The organism is Kitasatospora sp. NPDC034533, from assembly GCF_055575155.1.
The window spans coordinates 1-17,157 of sequence record NZ_JBVITE010000065.1; the positions used below are offsets into that span (position 1 = coordinate 1).

The window sequence follows — 17,157 nt, forward strand, 5'->3', positions numbered from 1 at the left end:
CGGTTACATTCCGAACCCGGAAGCTAAGCCTTTCAGCGCCGATGGTACTGCAGGGGGGACCCTGTGGGAGAGTAGGACGCCGCCGAACAATTCTTCTGAATGAACCCCCATCCGGTTTCCGGATGGGGGTTCTTCGCGTTTCCGGGCATTCCCGACCTCCTGCCCCCGGACCCTCCCGAACGACCCCCGCCGAGTGGCTGGTCCACCGTCAATATGCCGCTAAAACCGCCTGATCAGCGCACTGATCAGCGGAAAATCTCGTCGCACGCCGTAGTCTCGAAGGCGAGGGGAACAGGTGTCCGGGGGTGTCTCCCGGGCAGGGCCGGATCAAGAATGGTGCTCATGGGACGAGGCAGGCTGCGGATCTACCTCGGGGCGGCCCCGGGGGTCGGCAAGACGTACGCCATGCTCGCCGAGGCGCACCGGCGGCAGGAGCGTGGCACGGACGTCGTGGTGGCGTTCGTGGAGGACCACGGCCGGCGGCGGACCCTGGACATGGTCGCCGGGCTGGAGGTCGTCCTGCGCCAGCAGGTGATGCACCGGGGCGCCCGGTTCTCCGAGATGGACCTGGACGCCGTCCTCGCCCGTCGCCCGCAGGTGGCCCTGGTGGACGAGCTGGCCCACACCAACGTCCCCGGCTGCCGCAACGAGAAGCGCTGGCAGGACGTCGAGGAGCTGTTGGCGGCCGGGATCGACGTGATCTCCACCGTCAACGTGCAGCACCTGGAGTCGCTCGGCGACGCCGTCGAGGGCATCACCGGGGTGCGCCAGCGCGAGACCGTCCCGGACGAGGTGGTGCGGCGGGCGGACCAGATCGAGCTGGTGGACATGTCCCCGCAGGCACTGCGGCGACGGCTGGCGCACGGCAACGTGTACGCGCCGGAGAAGATCGACGCCGCCCTCGCCAACTACTTCCGCCCGGGCAACCTGACCGCGCTGCGCGAGCTGGCGCTGCTGTGGACCGCGGACCGGGTGGACGAGTACCTCCAGAAGTACCGGGCCGAGCAGGGGATCGAGGGCACCTGGCAGGCCCGGGAGCGGATCGTGGTCGGTCTGACCGGCGGGCCGGAGGGGGCGACGCTGATCCGCCGGGCGGCCCGGATCGCGGCCCGGGGCTCCGGCGGTGAGCTGCTCGCCGTGCACATCTCCCGTTCGGACGGGCTGGTGGGCTCCGGCTCGCCGCAGACCCTGATCGAGCAGCGCGCGCTGGTGGAGAGCCTCGGCGGCTCCTTCCACGCCGTGCTGGGCGACGACCCGGCGGCCGGGTTGCTGGACTTCGCCCGCGGCGTGAACGCGACGCAGATCGTGCTGGGCACCAGCCGGCGGCCCGCCTGGCAGTACCTGTACGGACCGGGCGTCGGCACCACGGTGACCCGGGAGGCCGGGGACATCGACGTCCACATGGTCACCCACGAGCACGCCGGGCACGGCCGCCGCGGCAAGATACCCGTCCGCCGGATCACCGACCTGGGCCGTACCCGGACGGTCGCGGGCTGGCTGATCGGGCTGGTGGGCCCGCCGCTGCTGGCGATCGTGCTGGCCACGATCGGCGGGCTGGGGCTCTCCACCGACATGCTGCTGTTCCTGTCGCTGACGGTGTGCGCCGCGCTGGTCGGCGGGCTGCTGCCGGCCATCGGATCGGCGCTGGTCGGCTCCTCGGTGCTGAACTACTACTTCACCCCGCCGCTGCACACCTTCACGATCAACGAGCCGCAGAACATCATGGCGGTGGCGATCTTCACCATCGTCGGCATCTCGGTGGCCTCGGTGGTGGACCTCGCGGCCCGGCGCACCCAGCAGGCGGCGCTCAGCCAGACCGAGGCCCAGACGCTCAGCGCGCTGGCCGGCACGGTGCTGCGCGGCGCGCCGAACGGGGACGGGGTGCTCACCGCCCTGATGGAGCAGGTCCGGGAGACCTTCGGGCAGGAGAGCGCCGCGCTGCTGGAGCGGCCCGATCCGCTCTCCGCCTGGGTATCGGTGGCCACGGCCGGGCCGCGCCCGCCGGAGCGGCCGGAGGAGGCCGACGTGGACGTCCCGGTCGGCGACAGCCTCGCGCTGGTGCTGCGCGGCCGGGTGCTGCCCGGCGCGGACCGCCGCCTGCTCGGCGCCTTCGCCGCCCAGGCGGCCGTGGTGCTGGAACGCCGCCGGCTGGCCCGGGAGGCCGCCGAGGCCCGCCGGGAGGCCGAGGGCAACCGCATCCGGACCGCTCTGCTGGCCGCCGTCTCGCACGACCTGCGCACGCCGCTGGCGGGCATCAAGGCCTCGGTGAGCTCGCTGCGCTCGGCGGACGTCGACTGGGACCCGGAGGACGAGGCCGAGCTGCTGGCCGGCATCGAGGCCGGGGCCGACCGGCTGGACCACCTGATCAACAACCTGCTCGACATGAGCCGCCTCCAGACCGGCACCGTCACCCCGCTGATCCAGGAGACCGACCTGGACGAGGTGGTGCCGTTCGCGCTCGGCGGGGTGCCGCCGGAGTCCGTCCAACTGGAGGTGCCGGAGACGCTGCCGATGGTAAGGGCCGACGGCGGGCTGCTGGAGCGCTCGCTGGCCAACCTGGTGGAGAACGCCGTCAAGTACAGCCCGGACGGCGTCAAGGTGCTGGTCAAGGCCGACGAGCTGCGTCGGCCGGGGACGCCGGCCCGGGTCGAGCTGCGGATCGTGGACCGGGGGCCGGGCGTGCCGGAGGAGGCCAAGGAGAAGATCTTCGCGCCGTTCCAGCGCTACGGGGACGCGCCGCGCGGCGCCGGGGTCGGCCTCGGACTCGCGGTGGCGCGCGGCTTCGTGGAGGCGATGGACGGTACCGTCACCGCCGAGGACACCCCGGGCGGCGGCCTCACCATGGTCGTCAGCCTGCCCGTGGTCGAACGGCCGCCCGAACCGGGGGAGCCGGGCGAGGAGGTCGGTCCGCTCTCCGAGCTGACCACCTGAGAACCGGCCGGGCCCGTCGCCTCCGGCCGGCGGCGCCCGCCGTACGCGGTATCGAAAGTCACACAGCCGGTCCCACAGTCCGTAAGTAGTCCGTGAGTCAGACAGCCCTGAAAGGCGGAGCCCGCACATGACCCGGGTCCTCGTCGTGGACGACGAACCACAGATCGTCCGCGCGCTGGTGATCAACCTCAAGGCCCGCAAGTACGAGGTGGACGCGGCCCATGACGGCGCGAGCGCCCTGGAGCTGGCCGCGGCCCGCCATCCGGACGTCGTCGTCCTGGACCTCGGCCTGCCCGACATGGACGGGGTCGAGGTGATCCGCGGGCTGCGCGGCTGGACCCGGGTGCCGATCATCGTGTTGTCCGCCCGGCACGCCTCGGACGAGAAGGTCGAGGCGCTGGACGCCGGTGCCGACGACTACGTCACCAAGCCGTTCGGCATGGACGAGCTGCTCGCCCGGATGCGGGCCGCCGTGCGGCGCGCCGAGCCGGTGGCCGGGGAGGCGGACTCGCTGGTCGTCACCGAGTCCTTCACCGTCGACCTCGCGGCCAAGAAGGTCAACCGGGACGGCGTCGACGTCCGCCTCACCCCGACCGAGTGGCACCTGCTGGAGGTGCTGGTCCGCAACGCCGGGCGGCTGGTCAGCCAGACCCAGCTGCTCCAGGAGGTGTGGGGCCCCGCCTACCGCACCGAGACCAACTACCTGCGGGTCTACCTCGCCCAGCTGCGCCGCAAGCTGGAGCGCGACCCCTCGCACCCGCGCCACTTCATCACCGAGCCGGGCATGGGATACCGGTTCGAGGGCTGACCGCCGCTGCCCCCGGCGGCCGCACGGCCTGCCCCCGGGGGCCCGGAACCCGGTACCCTTCCGGCATGAGTGGTGACAACAGCAGCGGCCAGCCGCAGGGGCGGTTCCGCCGCATGCTCAGCCGGCTGACCTCCTCGGCCGAGGAGCTGGACGCCGAGGAGCTGCGTCAGGAGAGCGCCGCGGAGTCGGGCTGCACGCCGATCGCCGGATGTGCGGACCGCGAGCTGGTCACCGTCGCGGGCACGCTGCGCACGGTGACGCTCCGCCCGCGGGCCGGTGTGCCCGCCCTGGAGGCCGAACTCTTCGACGGCACCGAGGCGTTGGACATGGTCTGGCTCGGTCGCCGCTCGATCGCCGGGATAGAACCCGGCCGCCGGCTGATCGCCAGCGGCCGGATCGGTCACGCACGCGGGCGCCGCGTGCTGTTCAACCCCCGCTACGAGCTGCGTCCGGTCGGACACGGGAGCGAATGAGCGTGAGCAACCAGCCCGGCGGCGAGGCCGCCGCCCAGCTCGACCCGGCCGCCGACCTCGCGGCCGCGGAGGCCGCCCGCAAGGCCGCCTCCAAGGAGGCCGCCGACACCGTGCTCCAGGCCTTCGGCGGCGTCCGCGGCATGATCGACATGACGCTGCCCGGCCTGGTCTTCATCGTCACCTACAACCTGACCCACCAGGTCAGCACCTCGGCCTGGGCCGCGCTCGGCCTGAGCGCCCTGTTCGTGGTGGCCCGGCTGGCGAAGCGGGAGACCATCCAGCACGCCTTCAGCGGGGTGTTCGGCGTCGCCCTCGGTGCCTGGATCTCGATGAAGAGCGGCAAGGCCGAGGACTTCTACCTGCCCGGCCTGCTCTGGAACGTCGCCTACTCCGTCGCCCTGGCGATCTCCGCCCTGGTGCGCTGGCCGATGATCGGGGTGATGCTCGGCCCGATCACCGGCGAGATGTTCACCTGGCGCAAGGAGAACCCGGGCCGTCTGGCCGCCTACACCAAGGCGACCTGGGCGTGGGTGCTGATCATGGGCCTCAAGCCGGTGATCCTCTTCCCGCTGTACTTCACCCACAACGTCAACCTGCTGGGCTGGCTGAAGGTCGCCCTCGGCATCCCGCCGCTGCTGCTGGCGATGTACGTGACCTGGCAGATCCTGCTGAAGGCGCCGCCGCCGATCAAGGCGCAGTTGGACGACGAGGACGAGCCGGCGAAGTAGCCGGCTCCCCCGGCGGGCGACGGCCGACGGCGGCGAAGCGCCTCGGCGGCGAGGAGCCACGGCGACGGGCCACGGCGAAGGGCCCGCACCCCGGCGAGGGGTGCGGGCCCTTCCGCTGCGCGCGGCGGCTACTGGGCGCCCGAGATGGGCGACAGCAGCTGCTCCAGCTCCTCCTCGCGCTCCTGCGCCGCGACGAAGAGCAGCTCGTCGCCGCCCTCCAGGGTGTCGTCCTTGCCCGGAACCAGCACCCGGCCCTCGCGGATGATGGTCACCAGCGCGGTGTCCTGCGGCCAGGCGACGTCCCCGACCCGGGTCCCGACCAGCTCGGTGTCGGAGGCCAGGGTCAGCTCGACCAGGTTGGCGTTGCCCTGGCTGAAGCGCATCAGGCGGACCAGGTCGCCGACGCTGACCGCCTCCTCGACCAGCGCGGACATCAGACGGGGGGTGGAGACGGCCACGTCCACGCCCCAGGACTCGTTGAAGAGCCACTCGTTCTTGGGGTTGTTCACCCGGGCGACCACCCGCGGCACCGCGTACTCGGTCTTGGCGAGCAGCGAGACGACCAGGTTGACCTTGTCGTCACCGGTCGCGGCGATCACCACGTGGCAGCGCTGGAGCGCCGCCTCGTCCAGCGAGGTGATCTCACAGGCGTCGGCCAGCAGCCACTCCGCCATCGGGACCCGCTCCACCGAGATGGAGTTGGGGTTCTTGTCTATCAGCAGGACCTCGTGGCCGTTCTCCAACAGCTCGCCCGCGATCGAGCGGCCCACGGCACCGGCCCCGGCAATGGCGACCCGCATCAGTGACCCTCCTCCTTCGGCCCCTGCGCGAACGCGGCCTCGACCGCCGTCAGGTCCGCCCGGCGCAGCATCACGTGCACCAGGTCGCCCTCCTGGACCACCATCTGCGGCGAGGGGAGCACCCCCTCGCCGAGCCGGGTGACGAACGCCACCCGGGCGCCGGAGGCCTCCTCCAGCTTGCTGACCCGGTGGCCGATCCAGCGCGGGTCGTACGCGACCTCGGCGAGCTGCACGCCGCCGCTCGGGTCCTGCCACAGCGGCTCGGCGCCGCTCGGCAGCAGCCGGCGAAGCATCTGGTCGGCGGTCCAGCGGACCGTCGCCACGGTGGGGATGCCCAGCCGCTGGTACACCTCGGCGCGGCGGGGGTCGTAGATCCGGGCGGCGACGTTCTCGACGCCGAAGTTCTCCCGGGCCACCCGCGCGGCGATGATGTTGGAGTTGTCACCGCTGGAGACCGCGGCGAAGGCGCCGGCCTCCTCGATGCCCGCCTCGCGCAGGGTGTCCTGGTCGAAGCCGACGCCGGTCACCCGGCGCCCGTTGAACCCGGCGCCCAGCCTGCGGAAGGCGGTCGGGTCCTGGTCGACCACGGCCACCGAGTGGCCCTGTTTCTCCAGCGCTCTGGCGAGGGCCGAGCCCACGCGGCCGCAGCCCATGATGACGATGTGCACCGGCGCTTACCTCACCCGTCCCGAAGGGCTCTTGACCTGCGCAAACACCGTTCAACTCCGTTTCCCGCCCGGTCGTCCGGGACGAGGGTCATCGTGGGGGCGCCGACCCGGCAACGCTCGACAACCAGAGTGTTGCCCGCCGACTCGTATCCGACACGCTAGCCGGTCCACCGAACGCAGTCGCGACGAAGGGGGGGACAAACGGCGGAGCCTCGACCTGGAAGCCCCTACGATTCCTTAACGTGCCTATGCCGACTGACCTTCCGAAACGCATCCTGATCGGGCGCGCCCTACGCAGCGACAAGCTGGGCGAGACGCTTCTGCCCAAGCGGATCGCGCTGCCCGTGTTCGCCTCGGACGCGCTCTCCTCGGTCGCGTACGCCCCCGAGGAGATCCTGCTCACCCTCTCCGTCGCGGGCGCCTCGGCGATCCACTTCTCCTGGCAGATCGGCGTCGTCGTGGCGATCGTGATGCTCGCCGTGGTCGCGTCGTACCGGCAGAACGTGCACGCCTACCCCAGCGGTGGCGGTGACTACGAGGTCGCGACCGTCAACCACGGTCCCGCCGCCGGTCTGGTGGTCGCCAGCGCGCTGATGGTCGACTACGTGCTCACCGTGGCCGTGTCGACCACCTCGGGCGTCGCCAACGTCGTCTCCGCCGTGCCCGCGCTGCGCGGCCACGAAGCGGTCCTGTCGGTGGTCGTGGTCGTCCTGCTGATGGGCATGAACCTGCGGGGGGTCCGCGAGTCCGGAAGCGCCTTCGCCGTTCCCACCTACGCCTTCATGGTCGGCGTGATCGGGATGGTCGGCTACGGCGTGTTCCGGCACTTCGCGCTCGGCCAGGACATGCCGTCCGAGAGCTCCGGCTTCCACCTCGCCGCCACCCCGGGCAACGACTCGCTGGCGGGCTTCGCGATGGTGTTCCTGCTGCTGAAGTCCTTCTCCTCCGGCTGTGCCGCGCTCACCGGTGTGGAGGCGATCTCCAACGGCGTGCCGGCCTTCCGCAAGCCGAAGAGCAAGAACGCCGCCACCACGCTGCTGATGATGGCGAGCATCGCCGTCGTGATGTTCATGGGCATCATCTGGCTGGCCCGGCTGACCGGCGTCCAGATGGCCGAGAACCCGACCGAGCAGCTGGTCGGCGCCTCGCCGGGCTACCACCAGAAGACCGCGCTGGCACAGATCAGCGAGGCCGTGTTCAGCAACTTCACGCCCGGCTTCTACTTCGTGGCCGGCGTCACCGGGCTGATCCTGGTGCTCGCCGCCAACACCGCCTTCAACGGCTTCCCGGTGCTCGGCTCGATCCTCGCCCAGGACCGCTACCTGCCGCGCCAGCTGCACACCCGCGGCGACCGGCTGGCCTTCTCCAACGGCATCATCCTGCTGGCGATCGCCGCGATCCTGCTGATCCTGGCCTTCGACGCCGACCCGAACCGGCTGATCCAGCTCTACATCGTCGGCGTCTTCGTCGCCTTCAACATGAGCCAGTCCGGCATGATCCGGCACTGGACCCGGCTGCTGCGCACCGAGACCGACCAGGCCAAGCGCCGCCACATGCAGCGCAGCCGGGCGATCAACGCCTTCGGCCTGGTGATGACCATGGCCGTGCTGATCGTCGTCCTGGTCACCAAGATCAGCCACGCCTGGATCGCGATCGCCGCGATGGCCGCGCTGTTCGTGATGATGAAGGGCATCCGGCGCCACTACGACCGGGTCTCCGAGGAGCTCATCGCCGCCGAGGAGCCGGACGACGTGGTGCTGCCCACCCGGGTGCACGCCATCGTGCTGGTCTCCAAGCTGCACAAGCCGGCGCTGCGCGCCCTCGCGTACGCCAGGCTGGCCCGGGCCCACACGCTGGAGGCCGTCACGGTCAACGTCGACCCGGACGACACGGCGGCGCTGCGGCGGGAGTGGGACGAGCGCGGCATCGAGGTGCCGCTCAAGGTGCTGGACTCGCCGTACCGCGAGATCACCGGGCCGGTCCTGGACTACGTGAAGAACCTGCGGCGCAGCAGCCCGCGCGACGTGGTCTCGGTCTACATCCCGGAGTACGTGGTCGGCCACTGGTACGAGCACCTGCTGCACAACCAGAGCGCGCTGCGGCTCAAGGGGCGGCTGCTGTTCAAGCCCGGGGTGATGGTCACCTCGGTGCCGTGGCAGCTGGAGTCCTCGGAGCGGCGCAAGCCGCAGAAGGCCTGGTCGGCGCCGGGTGCCGTCCGCCGTGGCGAGCCCCGGGCGCCGAAGGCCGTAAAGTCGAAGGATTCCGCCTCCACCGGTACGAACGCCGGTGACACCCCCGACCGCAGCAAGGACTCCTCCCAGTGACCCGCAACAATCCGTCCCGCTCCTCCGGCGCCTCCGGCAAGGGCGCCCGCCGGGGCGGCTCCCAGCCCGGGCAGGTCTCCCGGCCGCGCTGGGGCCGGCCGTCCCGTCCGGAGGCCACCGACCGCGACGGCCTCACCGCGCGCACCGCGCCGATCGTCCCCGGCGAACGGGGGGACCGGGAGCCCACCGGGCCGGAGGCCGGCAAGAGCGCGGGCAGGCCGGCCGGGAAGGCGGCCGGCAAGGGCGCGGGCAAGGGCGCGGCGAAGGGGGCCGGTCAGGACGCGTCGAAGGGCGCGGCCGGGGCCGGCCGCAAGGCGCCCCGCAAGCAGACGGTGCGGCCGCCCAAGGCGCTCCGCACCGCCGCCGCCCGGCCGTCGCGGCCCGAGGCGCCGTCCGGCGAGCCGCTGGCCGGGCAGCGCTACGAGGTCGAGGTCGGCCCGGTCGCGCACGGCGGCGGGCACTGCGTGGCCCGGCACGAGGGGCGGGTGCTGTTCGTGCGGCACGCGCTGCCCGGGGAGAAGGTCGTCGCGCTGGTGACCGACGGGACCACCACCTCGCGGTTCCTGCGGGCCGACGCGGTGGAGGTGCTGGAGCCCGCCAAGGACCGGATCGAGGCGCCCTGCCCGTTCGCCGGGCCGGGCAAGTGCGGCGGCTGCGACTGGCAGCACGTCACCCCGGGCGGGCAGCGCAAGCTCAAGGCGGCGGTGCTGACCGAGCAGCTGGCCAAGCTGGCCGGGCTCACCCCCGCCGAGGCGGGCTGGGACGGCAGCGTGGAGCCGGTCGGCGGCAAGCTGCCGGCCGGGCAGGTGCCGGCCTGGCGCACCCGGGTGCAGTACGCGGTGGACGCGGAGAGCGGCAAGGTCGGCCTGCGCAAGCACCGTTCGCACGAGGTGCAGGTGATCGACCGCTGCCTGATCGCCGCCGAGGGCGTCACCGAACTGGGCATCGAGGCCCGGGACTGGCCGGGCGTGGCGAGCGTCGAGGCGATCGCCGCGAGCGGCTCCTCCGACCGCCAGGTGGTGCTCACCCCGCGCGACGGGGCCCAGCTGCCGCTGGTCGAGCTGGACAAGCCGGTGTCGATCGCCCGGATCGACGAGCAGGGCGACGTGCACAAGGTGCACGGGCGCGGCTTCGTGCGCGAGCGGGCGGCCGGGCGGACCTGGCGGGTCAGCAACGGCGGCTTCTGGCAGATCCACCCGGAGGCGCCGGAGACCCTCGTCGACGCGGTGCTGGACGGCCTGGACCCGCAGTGGGGCGAGAACGCGCTCGACCTGTACTGCGGCGTCGGCCTGTTCGCGGGCGCGCTGGCCGACCGGGTCGGCGAGGACGGCGCGGTGCTCGGCATCGAGTCCGCCAAGCAGGCCGTCGTGGACGCCCGGCACAACCTGGCCGCGCTGGACAACGTGCGGATCGAGTGCGACCGGGTCGAGACGCTGCTGCCGCGCACCGGCATCACCGCCACCGACCTGATCGTGCTGGACCCGCCGCGCTCGGGCGCCGGCCGCGAGACCGTCGCGCACCTGGTCGGCCTGGAGGCGCGCCGGATCGCGTACGTGGCCTGCGACCCGGCCGCGCTCGCCCGGGACCTGAAGTTCTTCCGCGAGGGCGGCTACCGGCCGGTGTCGCTGCGGGCCTTCGACCTGTTCCCGATGACCCACCACTTCGAGTGCGTGGCGATCCTGGAGCCGGTCGGGGAGTGATCCCGGGCCTTCGGGCGCCCGGTGCGGCAGGAGGCGGCCACCCGTCGGGGGTGGCCGCCTCCGGCGCGTCCGGGGCCGGCTACCCGTTGTGCTCCTCCTCGTCGACGCCGTGCGGGAGGTCGATGCCGTGCTGGGAGGCGAGCCTCAGCAACGAGGCGATCCGGCCCTCGTAGGCCTGGACGCCGTCGGCGTCCCCTTCGGCGCGGGCCGCCGCGAGGTCCCGGCGGGCCCGGTCGAGTTGCTCGCGCAGCTCCTGCTCGAACATCGCTGTCATCCGTGGGCCTCCGCACCAGCCGCTCGGGGAACGCTCGGGGGAGTTTCAGAGTCCCGGACGGTGCGGCACTCTTCAAGTCTCGCTCCGCCGCCGGGGACGAGGGCGGCCGTCGGGCCGGGTACTCGTGGCACCGGTCGCGGGACGGGACGTCGGCCTGCCGGTGACGGCGAGGTTGCGCGGGGGCGTGCGGCAGGTGTGCGGGCGGTGTGCGCGCGCCCTTGTTGTGCTAGCACTTGAGCGCTAGCTTGAACGGCATGGGTAAGAAGCAGCTGAACGTGCGGGTCGACGCCACGACCGCTGAGATGGCCCGGGAGCGGGCGGAGCAGCAGGGGATCAGCATGAACCAGTACATCGAGCGCCTGGTCCAGCAGGACATGGGCGAGTCCGGACGGGCCTTCGTGGACGCGGCCGCCCAGTTCATGAAGGAGTACGAGTCGGCCTTCCTCGCCGAGTTCGGGGAGCCGGGCGACCTCCAGGGCGTGCGCCGTTGAAGCTGGAGGTCGACCTCTCGTGGCTGCTCATGACCGCCGAGCAGTACACACCCGGTGACCCGCAGGTCGCCGACTACGGCTCGCTCCTCGCGGCCGTCACCCGCCACCAGGCCGAGATATTCGACATCGCCGTCTATCCCGAACCGCAGGACCGCGCCGCCGCGCTGATGCACCAGCTGATCCGGGTGCCCGCCCTGGAGAAGACCAACGAGCTCTTCGCGACCGCCGTCGCCTACGCCTACCTGGTCGCCAGCGGCTGCACCGTCGCCACCACGGCCCGCGAGGTGCGCAGCCTCTCCCGGGCCATCCGCGAGGGGCGGCTCGGGGTGTCGGGCGTCGCCGAGCGGCTGGCGGCCTGGGTGGTGGACGAGGCGGAGGGGGAGGAGGTCGGCGGGGCGGACGACGGGGACGACGACTGACTGCCGCCGTCCCCGTCGGGGCCGGGCCGGGGCTCGGCTCAGGCGCGGGTGGCGGCCGGCTCCTGGGGCGTCGCGGGCTCCGGTGCCGCGGCCGGTTCCTGCGTTGCGGCGGGCTCCGGTGCCGTGGCTGCGGCGGGCTCCGCGATCAGTGCGGTGGCGAAGCCGCGGAACCCCGCCCGGCGGTAGATCCGGGCGACGTCCTCGTCGGAGGCGGACAGGAACACCGTCCGCACGCCGTTCGCCCGGGCGTGCGCGACCAGCGCCGCGGTGACCGCCAGGCCCAGCCCGCGCCGGCGGGCGGACGGGAGCGTGCCCACGCCGACCACCTCGCCGACCCCGCCCACCGGGTTGTACTGGCCGGAGCACACCACCGTGCCGGCGTCGAGCGCCGCGGCCTGCACGGTGAGGCCGTCGGCGATCCGCCGGGCGATCCGCTCTGTTCCTCCTTCGGACGTCACCCGCGCGACCTTCTCGGCCAGTTCGGCCACGCCGGCCGCGCCGACCGCGGTGCCCGGGGCGTCGAAGGCCAGGTGCGGGACAGCGATCGCCTCGGCCAGCTCGGGCGCGTCCGCCGCCAGCACCCGCACCTCCACGTGGTCCGGCAGCTCGGGCGCCGGGGCCGGCGCGTCGCGCGGTCCCAGCACCAGCAGCGGGTGCTCGTGCACCGTCAGGCCCGCGGCCTCGACGGCCGCCCGCAGTTCGGGGTTCTGCTCGGCGACCCACTCGAAGGCCTCCGGTGCGCCCAGCTCCCGCTGCCGCTCCAGCACCCGGCGGACGTCCTCGGCGGTGGCGGCCGCCCCGGTGTGGCCGAGGGTCGGGCGGGCGTAGTACGGCCAGCCGGCGTCGTCCTTGCGGACGAACAGGGTCAGCGGTCCGAAGTCCTCGGTGCGGGCGGCACCGCGCGGCACGGCGTCGTAGTAGCGCTCGATCTCGTCGAGCAGGAGGCGGTCGGGAGCAGGATCGGCAGGAGTCACGGCGTGCATCCAAACAGGCGCGGAGCCGGGGTGCCACCCGTTTTCGCCTGCGGTCCGACCCGTCGGCCACGGTCCGGGCGGCGATTGTTGCCCAACGCTTACCCACCCGCAGCGATCTTGCGTGGACGGGGCAGGCATGCTGATGCCTTCACAGCTCCGCCGAGGGGGACGGCGGACGTCTGCACGAGGCGAGGGGGGAAGACAGGCCGATGAGGCTCTGCTTTCTGGTGGAGGAACACTACCGGCGCGACGGCATGCCACTCGATGTGGTGCGCCAACTCGGGGAGTGGGGGCACCGGGTGGACGTGCTGCGCCCCGGGGACTCGCTGCTCGCGATCTCCGAGGAGGTCCGGGCGGGCAGCCACGACGCCTGGGTGCTCAAGACCGTGTCCGGCGGCCCCGGGCTGACCCTGCTGGAGTCGGCCGCCGCGGTCGGACTCACCACGGTGAACGACGTGCGCTCGATCCGCGGGGTCCGGGACAAGGCGATCGCCGCGGTCATCGGGCGCACCCGCGGGCTGCCCGTTCCGGTGACGTACGCGGCCGCGCGCTGGGAGCGGCTGGCGGAGATCCCGGCGTCCGAGTACCCGCTGGTGGTCAAGCCCGCCGACGGCAGCTCCGGGCGCGCCGTCCGGCTGGTCCGCAGCCCCGAGCAACTGGCGCTTGTCGGGCCGGAGCTGGCGGCGGAGGGGCTGCTGATCGCGCAGCCGTACGTGCCCAACTCGGGGACCGACCTCAAGGTGTACTGCGTCGACGGCGAGCTCTTCGCGACGGAGCGCTCCTCGCCGCTGCACCCCGGGCAGGCGGTGCGCGAACGGCAGGTGCCGCTGCCGGGGAGCGTCGCGCGGATCGTGGCGCAGGTCGGCGAGGTGTTCGGGCTGGACCTGTACGGGGTCGACGTGCTGCTCGGGCCGGACGGGCCGGTGGTGGTGGACGTCAACGACTTCCCGAGCTTCCGCCAGGTGCCGGACGCGGTGGCCCGGGTCTCCCGGGCGGTGCTGCGGCTCGCCCGCAGCGGCACGGCCGTCTCGGTGCCCGGTGCGCCGCCCGCCGAGCTGGTGTCCGCCGGTGGCGACCCGTACGCGCAACTGGGCTTCGGGAGCGGGGAGTTGCTGTGAGGATCGGACTGATCACCGGCGATCCGGGGCACCCGGTGCTGGCGGCGGCCGCCGGGCTGCTGGTGCGCCGGGGGCACGAGGTGGCGCTCGTCCCGCCCGCGGGGCCGGTGGCCGAACCCGCGGACGTCTACCTGCTCAAGGCCAGGACGCCGCAGGCGCTCGCGCTGGCGCGGGAGTTGGAGCGCATGGGGGCGCCGGTGGTCAACTCGGCGGCGGCCACCGGGCTGTGCCAGGACCGGGTGCGGATGGCCGACCTCGCCCGAGCCGCCGGGCTGCCCTTCGCGCGGACCGCCGAAGCCGGGCCGCTGGGTGAACTCACCGCCCCGGCCTACCCGTTCGTGGTCAAGAGCCGGCACAGCAGGCGGCACGACCTGGTCGCCCGGGTGGACGGGCCGGACCGGCTGCGGGAACTCGCCGGGCGGTGGCCCGAGGAGCCGGTCGTCACCCAGCCGTTCGTCCCGGGGACGGGCTGGGACCAGAAGCTGTGGGTGGTGGACGGACAGGTGTTCGCGGCCCGGCGGCGGTCCGAACTCGCCACCGGCACCGGGAAGTCGGGGCGGGCGGAGGACTGGGAGCCGTCCGCCGGACGGGCGGCGCTCGCGCTGCGCGTCGGCGAGGTGTTCGGGCTCGACGTGTACGGGGTCGACCTGCTGGACGGGCCGGCGGAGCCGGTCATCGTGGACGTCAACGCCTTCCCCGGGGTGCGCGGCCGGGCGGGCGCGCCCGAGGCGCTCGCGGCGCTGGCGCTGCGGGTCGGGGCGGCTGCGGCCCTGGGCCGCCCTCGGGGCGCGCTCGTGGGTCCGCCGCCCGTGGCCTCGGGCCCGCTCTCGGCCGCGGGCCCGCTGTCGGCCTCGGGGCCGCGCTCCGTCTCGGGCCCGCTCTCGGCCTCGGGCCCGTGCTCGGCGTCCGGCCCGGGAGGGCGCTCGCGGTAGGGCCCACCGGCGGGGTCGGGGTGCCGGGTCCGGCCGGGCGTCTAGGCTGGCTGGCGCCCCGACCGGCCGGGGCGCACGGCGAGAGAAGACGGAACCTTGCTCCAGGACATCGAGCGCTACCTGGCCTGCCCGCACTGCGCGCAGGCCCTCACCCGGCACGACCGCAGCCTGCGCTGCCCGGCCGGGCACAGCTTCGACCTCGCCAAGCAGGGCTACGTCAGCCTCCTCGCCGGCGACGCCCACACCGGCACCGGGGACACCGCGGAGATGGTCGCCGCCCGCGCGGACTTCCTCGCCGCCGGGCACTACCGGCCGATCGCCGAGGCGCTGGCGGAGGCCGCCTCCGCCACCCCGTCCGCCTCCGGCGGGGCCGACGGCCTGGTCGCCGACCTCGGCGCCGGCACCGGCCACTACCTGGCGCACGTCCTGGACGCGCTGCCCGGCAAGGTCGGCGCCGCGCTCGACATCTCCAAGTACGCGCTGCGCCGCGCCGCCAGGGCCCACCCCCGGATCGGCGCCGTGGTGTGCGACGCCTGGCGCCCGCTGCCGCTGCGGGACGCCTCGGCCGAGCTGATGCTCAACGTCTTCGCCCCGCGCAACGGGCCCGAGATCCGCCGGGTGCTGCGCCCCGGCGGCACCCTGCTGCTGGTCTCGCCGACCGCCCGCCACCTGCGCGAACTCGTCGGCGCGCTGGGGCTGCTGTCGGTGGACGAGGACAAGCAGCGGCGGATCGACGAGAAGCTCGGGCCCCACCTGGAGCCCGCGGGGCGACGGGAGGTCGAGTTCACCCTGCGACTCGGCCCGCAGGACGTGCGCACCGTCGTCGGGATGGGGCCGAGTGCCTGGCACACCGACCCGAGGCGGCTCGGTGCCGCGCTCGCGGAGCTGCCGGAGCCGGTCGAGGTGACGGCCTCGGTGACGGTGGCCGCGTACCGGCGCTGAGCGCTCCGGCGCCGTCCCCCGGGCGGGGGCGGGGCGCCACGTTGGGATGAATCTGCCGCGCAGGCACGTTTCTGCCCGGCGGCCTGCGGCTAACCTCCGACGGGTGAATCGCGAAGCCACCAGGCCCGCCGCCCCGGCCCACCGGCGACCGGGCGCCCCGGGGCCCGACCGGCCGCCCGTGCCGCGCCCCACCGTCGAGGAGCTCCGGCTCACCTCGTTCAAGTCCTACCGGCGCGCCGTTCTGCCGCTCGCTCCCCTCACCGTGCTGCACGGGCCTGCCGGGGTCGGCAAGTCCAACGCCCTCGACGCGCTGGCCGTGCTGTCCCGGCTCGCCCTCGGCGAGGAGATCGCCGACTCGCTGGACGGCCTTCCCGAGCGCACCGGCCCGCTCGCCGTACCCGTCCGCGGCGGCCTGGACGGGTGCGTCCCGCACGGGCGGGACGCGATCAACCTCGGGTGCACCGTCCGCTCGCCGCACGGCCTGATCCGGCTCGACGCCGTGATCCGCACCGACGGCCCGGTCCGGATCGCGCGGGAGACGCTCACCCTCGACGGCCGGACCCTGATGGACACCGCCGAGCAGGACGTCCGCAACCGGCGGGTCAACGTCTGCTGGCACAACGACACCCGCCAGGGGGACATCCGGGCGCCGTTCCCCAGCGGCACCCTGATCACCGCCCAGCTGCCGCTGCGGGTCGCCGGTTCGTCGGCCGGGGAGTGCCTCGTCCTCGCCGCCACCGAGGACCTGCTTACCGCACTGCGCGAGGTCTTCCCGCTGCACCCCGTCCCCGCGCTGATGCGCGGCTGGGCCCGGGCCGACCCGCAGGCCCGGCTGCGCGGCAACGCCGCCAACATCTCCGCCGTGATCCACCGGCTGGGCAACGAGTGCCAGCGCCGGTACGGACGGCTGCTGCGCGCCGTGCAGTCCGTCGCACCGCACCCGCTGCTCGGGCTGAGCGTGGCCGAGCGCGAGAGCGAGGGCGTGCGGCGGGTCCTCGCCGTCTTCGACGAGGGGGTCCTCGGGCGCACCGGGGCCGACCAGGCCTCCGACGGCATGTTGCGCCACCTCGCCTTCGCCGCGGTGCTGCTGACCGGGGCCGGGGTGCTCGACCTGGACGTGGCCGCCGAGGTGCCCTGGGCGCACCGGCAGCTCATCGTGCTGGCCGAGGACCTGGGCGCGGGGCTCTCCGTCGAGCAGGCCACCGCGCTGCTGCGGCTGGCCCGGGAGATGGCGGAGCGCAGCCAGCTGCGGGTGGTCGCGGCCCTCCAGGAGCCGGCGGCGGCGCGGGAGGCGCTGGGGGAGCCGCTCGGGGGCGGGGCGGTGCTGGTCGAGTGCCGGCGGGATCCGGACTCGGGGTTCACGGTGCTGCGGCCGGAGCCGGCGCGGGTGCCGGCCCAGGGCGGGTGCGGTCCGGTGGAGGCGGGCCGTCCTACGGGGGACGGCGGTGCCTCGGGGGACGGCGGGGTGGCGCGGGAGGGCGGTGCGGTGCGGGAGGGCGCGGGTCCGGCCGGGGCCCTGGCGGGAGCTGGGGCCGAGGGCCCGGATGCGGTAGACCTGGAGGGGTGAGCGAACGA

16 protein-coding genes and 1 rRNA gene are annotated in these 17,157 nt (G+C 73.9%); 13 read left to right on the plus strand and 4 right to left on the minus strand.

Going from position 1 to position 17,157, the window contains the following annotated elements; all coding sequences use genetic code 11:
- The 5 genes from rrf to ACZ55U_RS31980 form a co-directional block, all read left to right on the plus strand.
- Positions 1-88 (plus strand): 5S ribosomal RNA (gene rrf / locus ACZ55U_RS31960); the annotation flags it as partial.
- Between the two features lie 254 nt (positions 89-342).
- Complete coding sequence (locus tag ACZ55U_RS31965) at positions 343-2,931, plus strand: sensor histidine kinase (RefSeq protein WP_465531754.1); 2,589 nt, start codon at positions 343-345, stop codon at positions 2,929-2,931.
- Between the two features lie 127 nt (positions 2,932-3,058).
- The gene (locus ACZ55U_RS31970) at positions 3,059-3,739 is read left to right on the plus strand and encodes a response regulator (protein WP_465531756.1); all 681 of its coding nucleotides are present in this window, start codon (positions 3,059-3,061) and stop codon (positions 3,737-3,739) included.
- 65 nt (positions 3,740-3,804) lie between these two features.
- Positions 3,805-4,212: an OB-fold nucleic acid binding domain-containing protein gene (locus ACZ55U_RS31975; protein ID WP_465531758.1), complete on the plus strand. Its 408-nt coding sequence runs from the start codon at positions 3,805-3,807 to the stop codon at positions 4,210-4,212.
- Between the two features lie 2 nt (positions 4,213-4,214).
- The gene (locus tag ACZ55U_RS31980; RefSeq protein ID WP_465531760.1) at positions 4,215-4,940 is read left to right on the plus strand and encodes a DUF3159 domain-containing protein; all 726 of its coding nucleotides are present in this window, start codon (positions 4,215-4,217) and stop codon (positions 4,938-4,940) included.
- Between the two features lie 128 nt (positions 4,941-5,068).
- Here ACZ55U_RS31980 and ACZ55U_RS31985 read toward each other — a convergent pair whose 3' ends face one another.
- Together ACZ55U_RS31985 and ACZ55U_RS31990 are read right to left on the minus strand one after the other, a co-directional pair.
- Positions 5,069-5,740, minus strand: a complete 672-nt coding sequence (locus ACZ55U_RS31985) for a potassium channel family protein (RefSeq protein ID WP_380702877.1) — start codon at positions 5,738-5,740, stop codon at positions 5,069-5,071.
- Positions 5,740-6,408: a potassium channel family protein gene (locus ACZ55U_RS31990; RefSeq protein WP_465531762.1), complete on the minus strand. Its 669-nt coding sequence runs from the start codon at positions 6,406-6,408 to the stop codon at positions 5,740-5,742. The genes ACZ55U_RS31985 and ACZ55U_RS31990 overlap by 1 nt, the downstream gene beginning before the upstream one ends.
- Positions 6,409-6,656: 248 nt before the next feature.
- On the opposite strand from ACZ55U_RS31990, the gene ACZ55U_RS31995 reads away from it, so the two are divergent.
- Positions 6,657-8,732: an APC family permease gene (locus ACZ55U_RS31995; RefSeq protein WP_465531764.1), complete on the plus strand. Its 2,076-nt coding sequence runs from the start codon at positions 6,657-6,659 to the stop codon at positions 8,730-8,732.
- Positions 8,733-9,136: 404 nt separating this feature from the next.
- A complete protein-coding gene (locus ACZ55U_RS32000; protein ID WP_465531824.1) occupies positions 9,137-10,432 on the plus strand; it encodes a class I SAM-dependent RNA methyltransferase in 1,296 nt (431 codons plus the stop codon).
- 79 nt (positions 10,433-10,511) lie between these two features.
- Here the strand turns inward: ACZ55U_RS32000 and ACZ55U_RS32005 are convergent, their stop codons facing one another.
- Positions 10,512-10,706 carry a hypothetical protein gene (locus tag ACZ55U_RS32005; protein WP_465531766.1) on the minus strand — a complete coding sequence of 65 codons (195 nt, stop codon included), beginning with the start codon at positions 10,704-10,706 and terminating at the stop codon, positions 10,512-10,514.
- A gap of 254 nt (positions 10,707-10,960) precedes the next feature.
- On the opposite strand from ACZ55U_RS32005, the gene ACZ55U_RS32010 reads away from it, so the two are divergent.
- Positions 10,961-11,197, plus strand: coding sequence for a toxin-antitoxin system HicB family antitoxin (locus ACZ55U_RS32010; protein ID WP_465531768.1), 237 nt, complete (start codon positions 10,961-10,963; stop codon positions 11,195-11,197).
- Positions 11,194-11,616 carry a fic family toxin-antitoxin system, toxin component gene (locus ACZ55U_RS32015; protein WP_465531770.1) on the plus strand — a complete coding sequence of 141 codons (423 nt, stop codon included), beginning with the start codon at positions 11,194-11,196 and terminating at the stop codon, positions 11,614-11,616. Before ACZ55U_RS32010 ends, ACZ55U_RS32015 begins: the two co-directional genes overlap by 4 nt.
- Positions 11,617-11,654: 38 nt before the next feature.
- On the opposite strand, the gene ACZ55U_RS32020 is transcribed toward ACZ55U_RS32015, so the two are convergent.
- Positions 11,655-12,599: a GNAT family N-acetyltransferase gene (locus ACZ55U_RS32020; protein ID WP_465531772.1), complete on the minus strand. Its 945-nt coding sequence runs from the start codon at positions 12,597-12,599 to the stop codon at positions 11,655-11,657.
- 200 nt (positions 12,600-12,799) lie between these two features.
- Here ACZ55U_RS32020 and ACZ55U_RS32025 point away from each other — a divergent pair, with 200 nt between their 5' ends.
- The 4 genes from ACZ55U_RS32025 to ACZ55U_RS32040 all read left to right on the plus strand — a co-directional run bounded on the left by ACZ55U_RS32025 (position 12,800) and on the right by ACZ55U_RS32040 (position 17,149).
- A complete protein-coding gene (locus ACZ55U_RS32025; RefSeq protein ID WP_465531774.1) occupies positions 12,800-13,708 on the plus strand; it encodes an ATP-grasp domain-containing protein in 909 nt (302 codons plus the stop codon).
- Positions 13,705-14,640, plus strand: a complete 936-nt coding sequence (locus ACZ55U_RS32030) for an ATP-grasp domain-containing protein (protein ID WP_465531776.1) — start codon at positions 13,705-13,707, stop codon at positions 14,638-14,640. Before ACZ55U_RS32025 ends, ACZ55U_RS32030 begins: the two co-directional genes overlap by 4 nt.
- Before the next feature lie 96 nt (positions 14,641-14,736).
- Entirely contained in the window at positions 14,737-15,582 is an 846-nt protein-coding gene (locus tag ACZ55U_RS32035) for a putative RNA methyltransferase (RefSeq protein ID WP_465531778.1), read from the plus strand.
- 103 nt (positions 15,583-15,685) lie between these two features.
- Positions 15,686-17,149, plus strand: coding sequence for an AAA family ATPase (locus ACZ55U_RS32040; protein ID WP_465531780.1), 1,464 nt, complete (start codon positions 15,686-15,688; stop codon positions 17,147-17,149).
- The last annotated feature ends 8 nt before the right edge of the window (positions 17,150-17,157 follow it).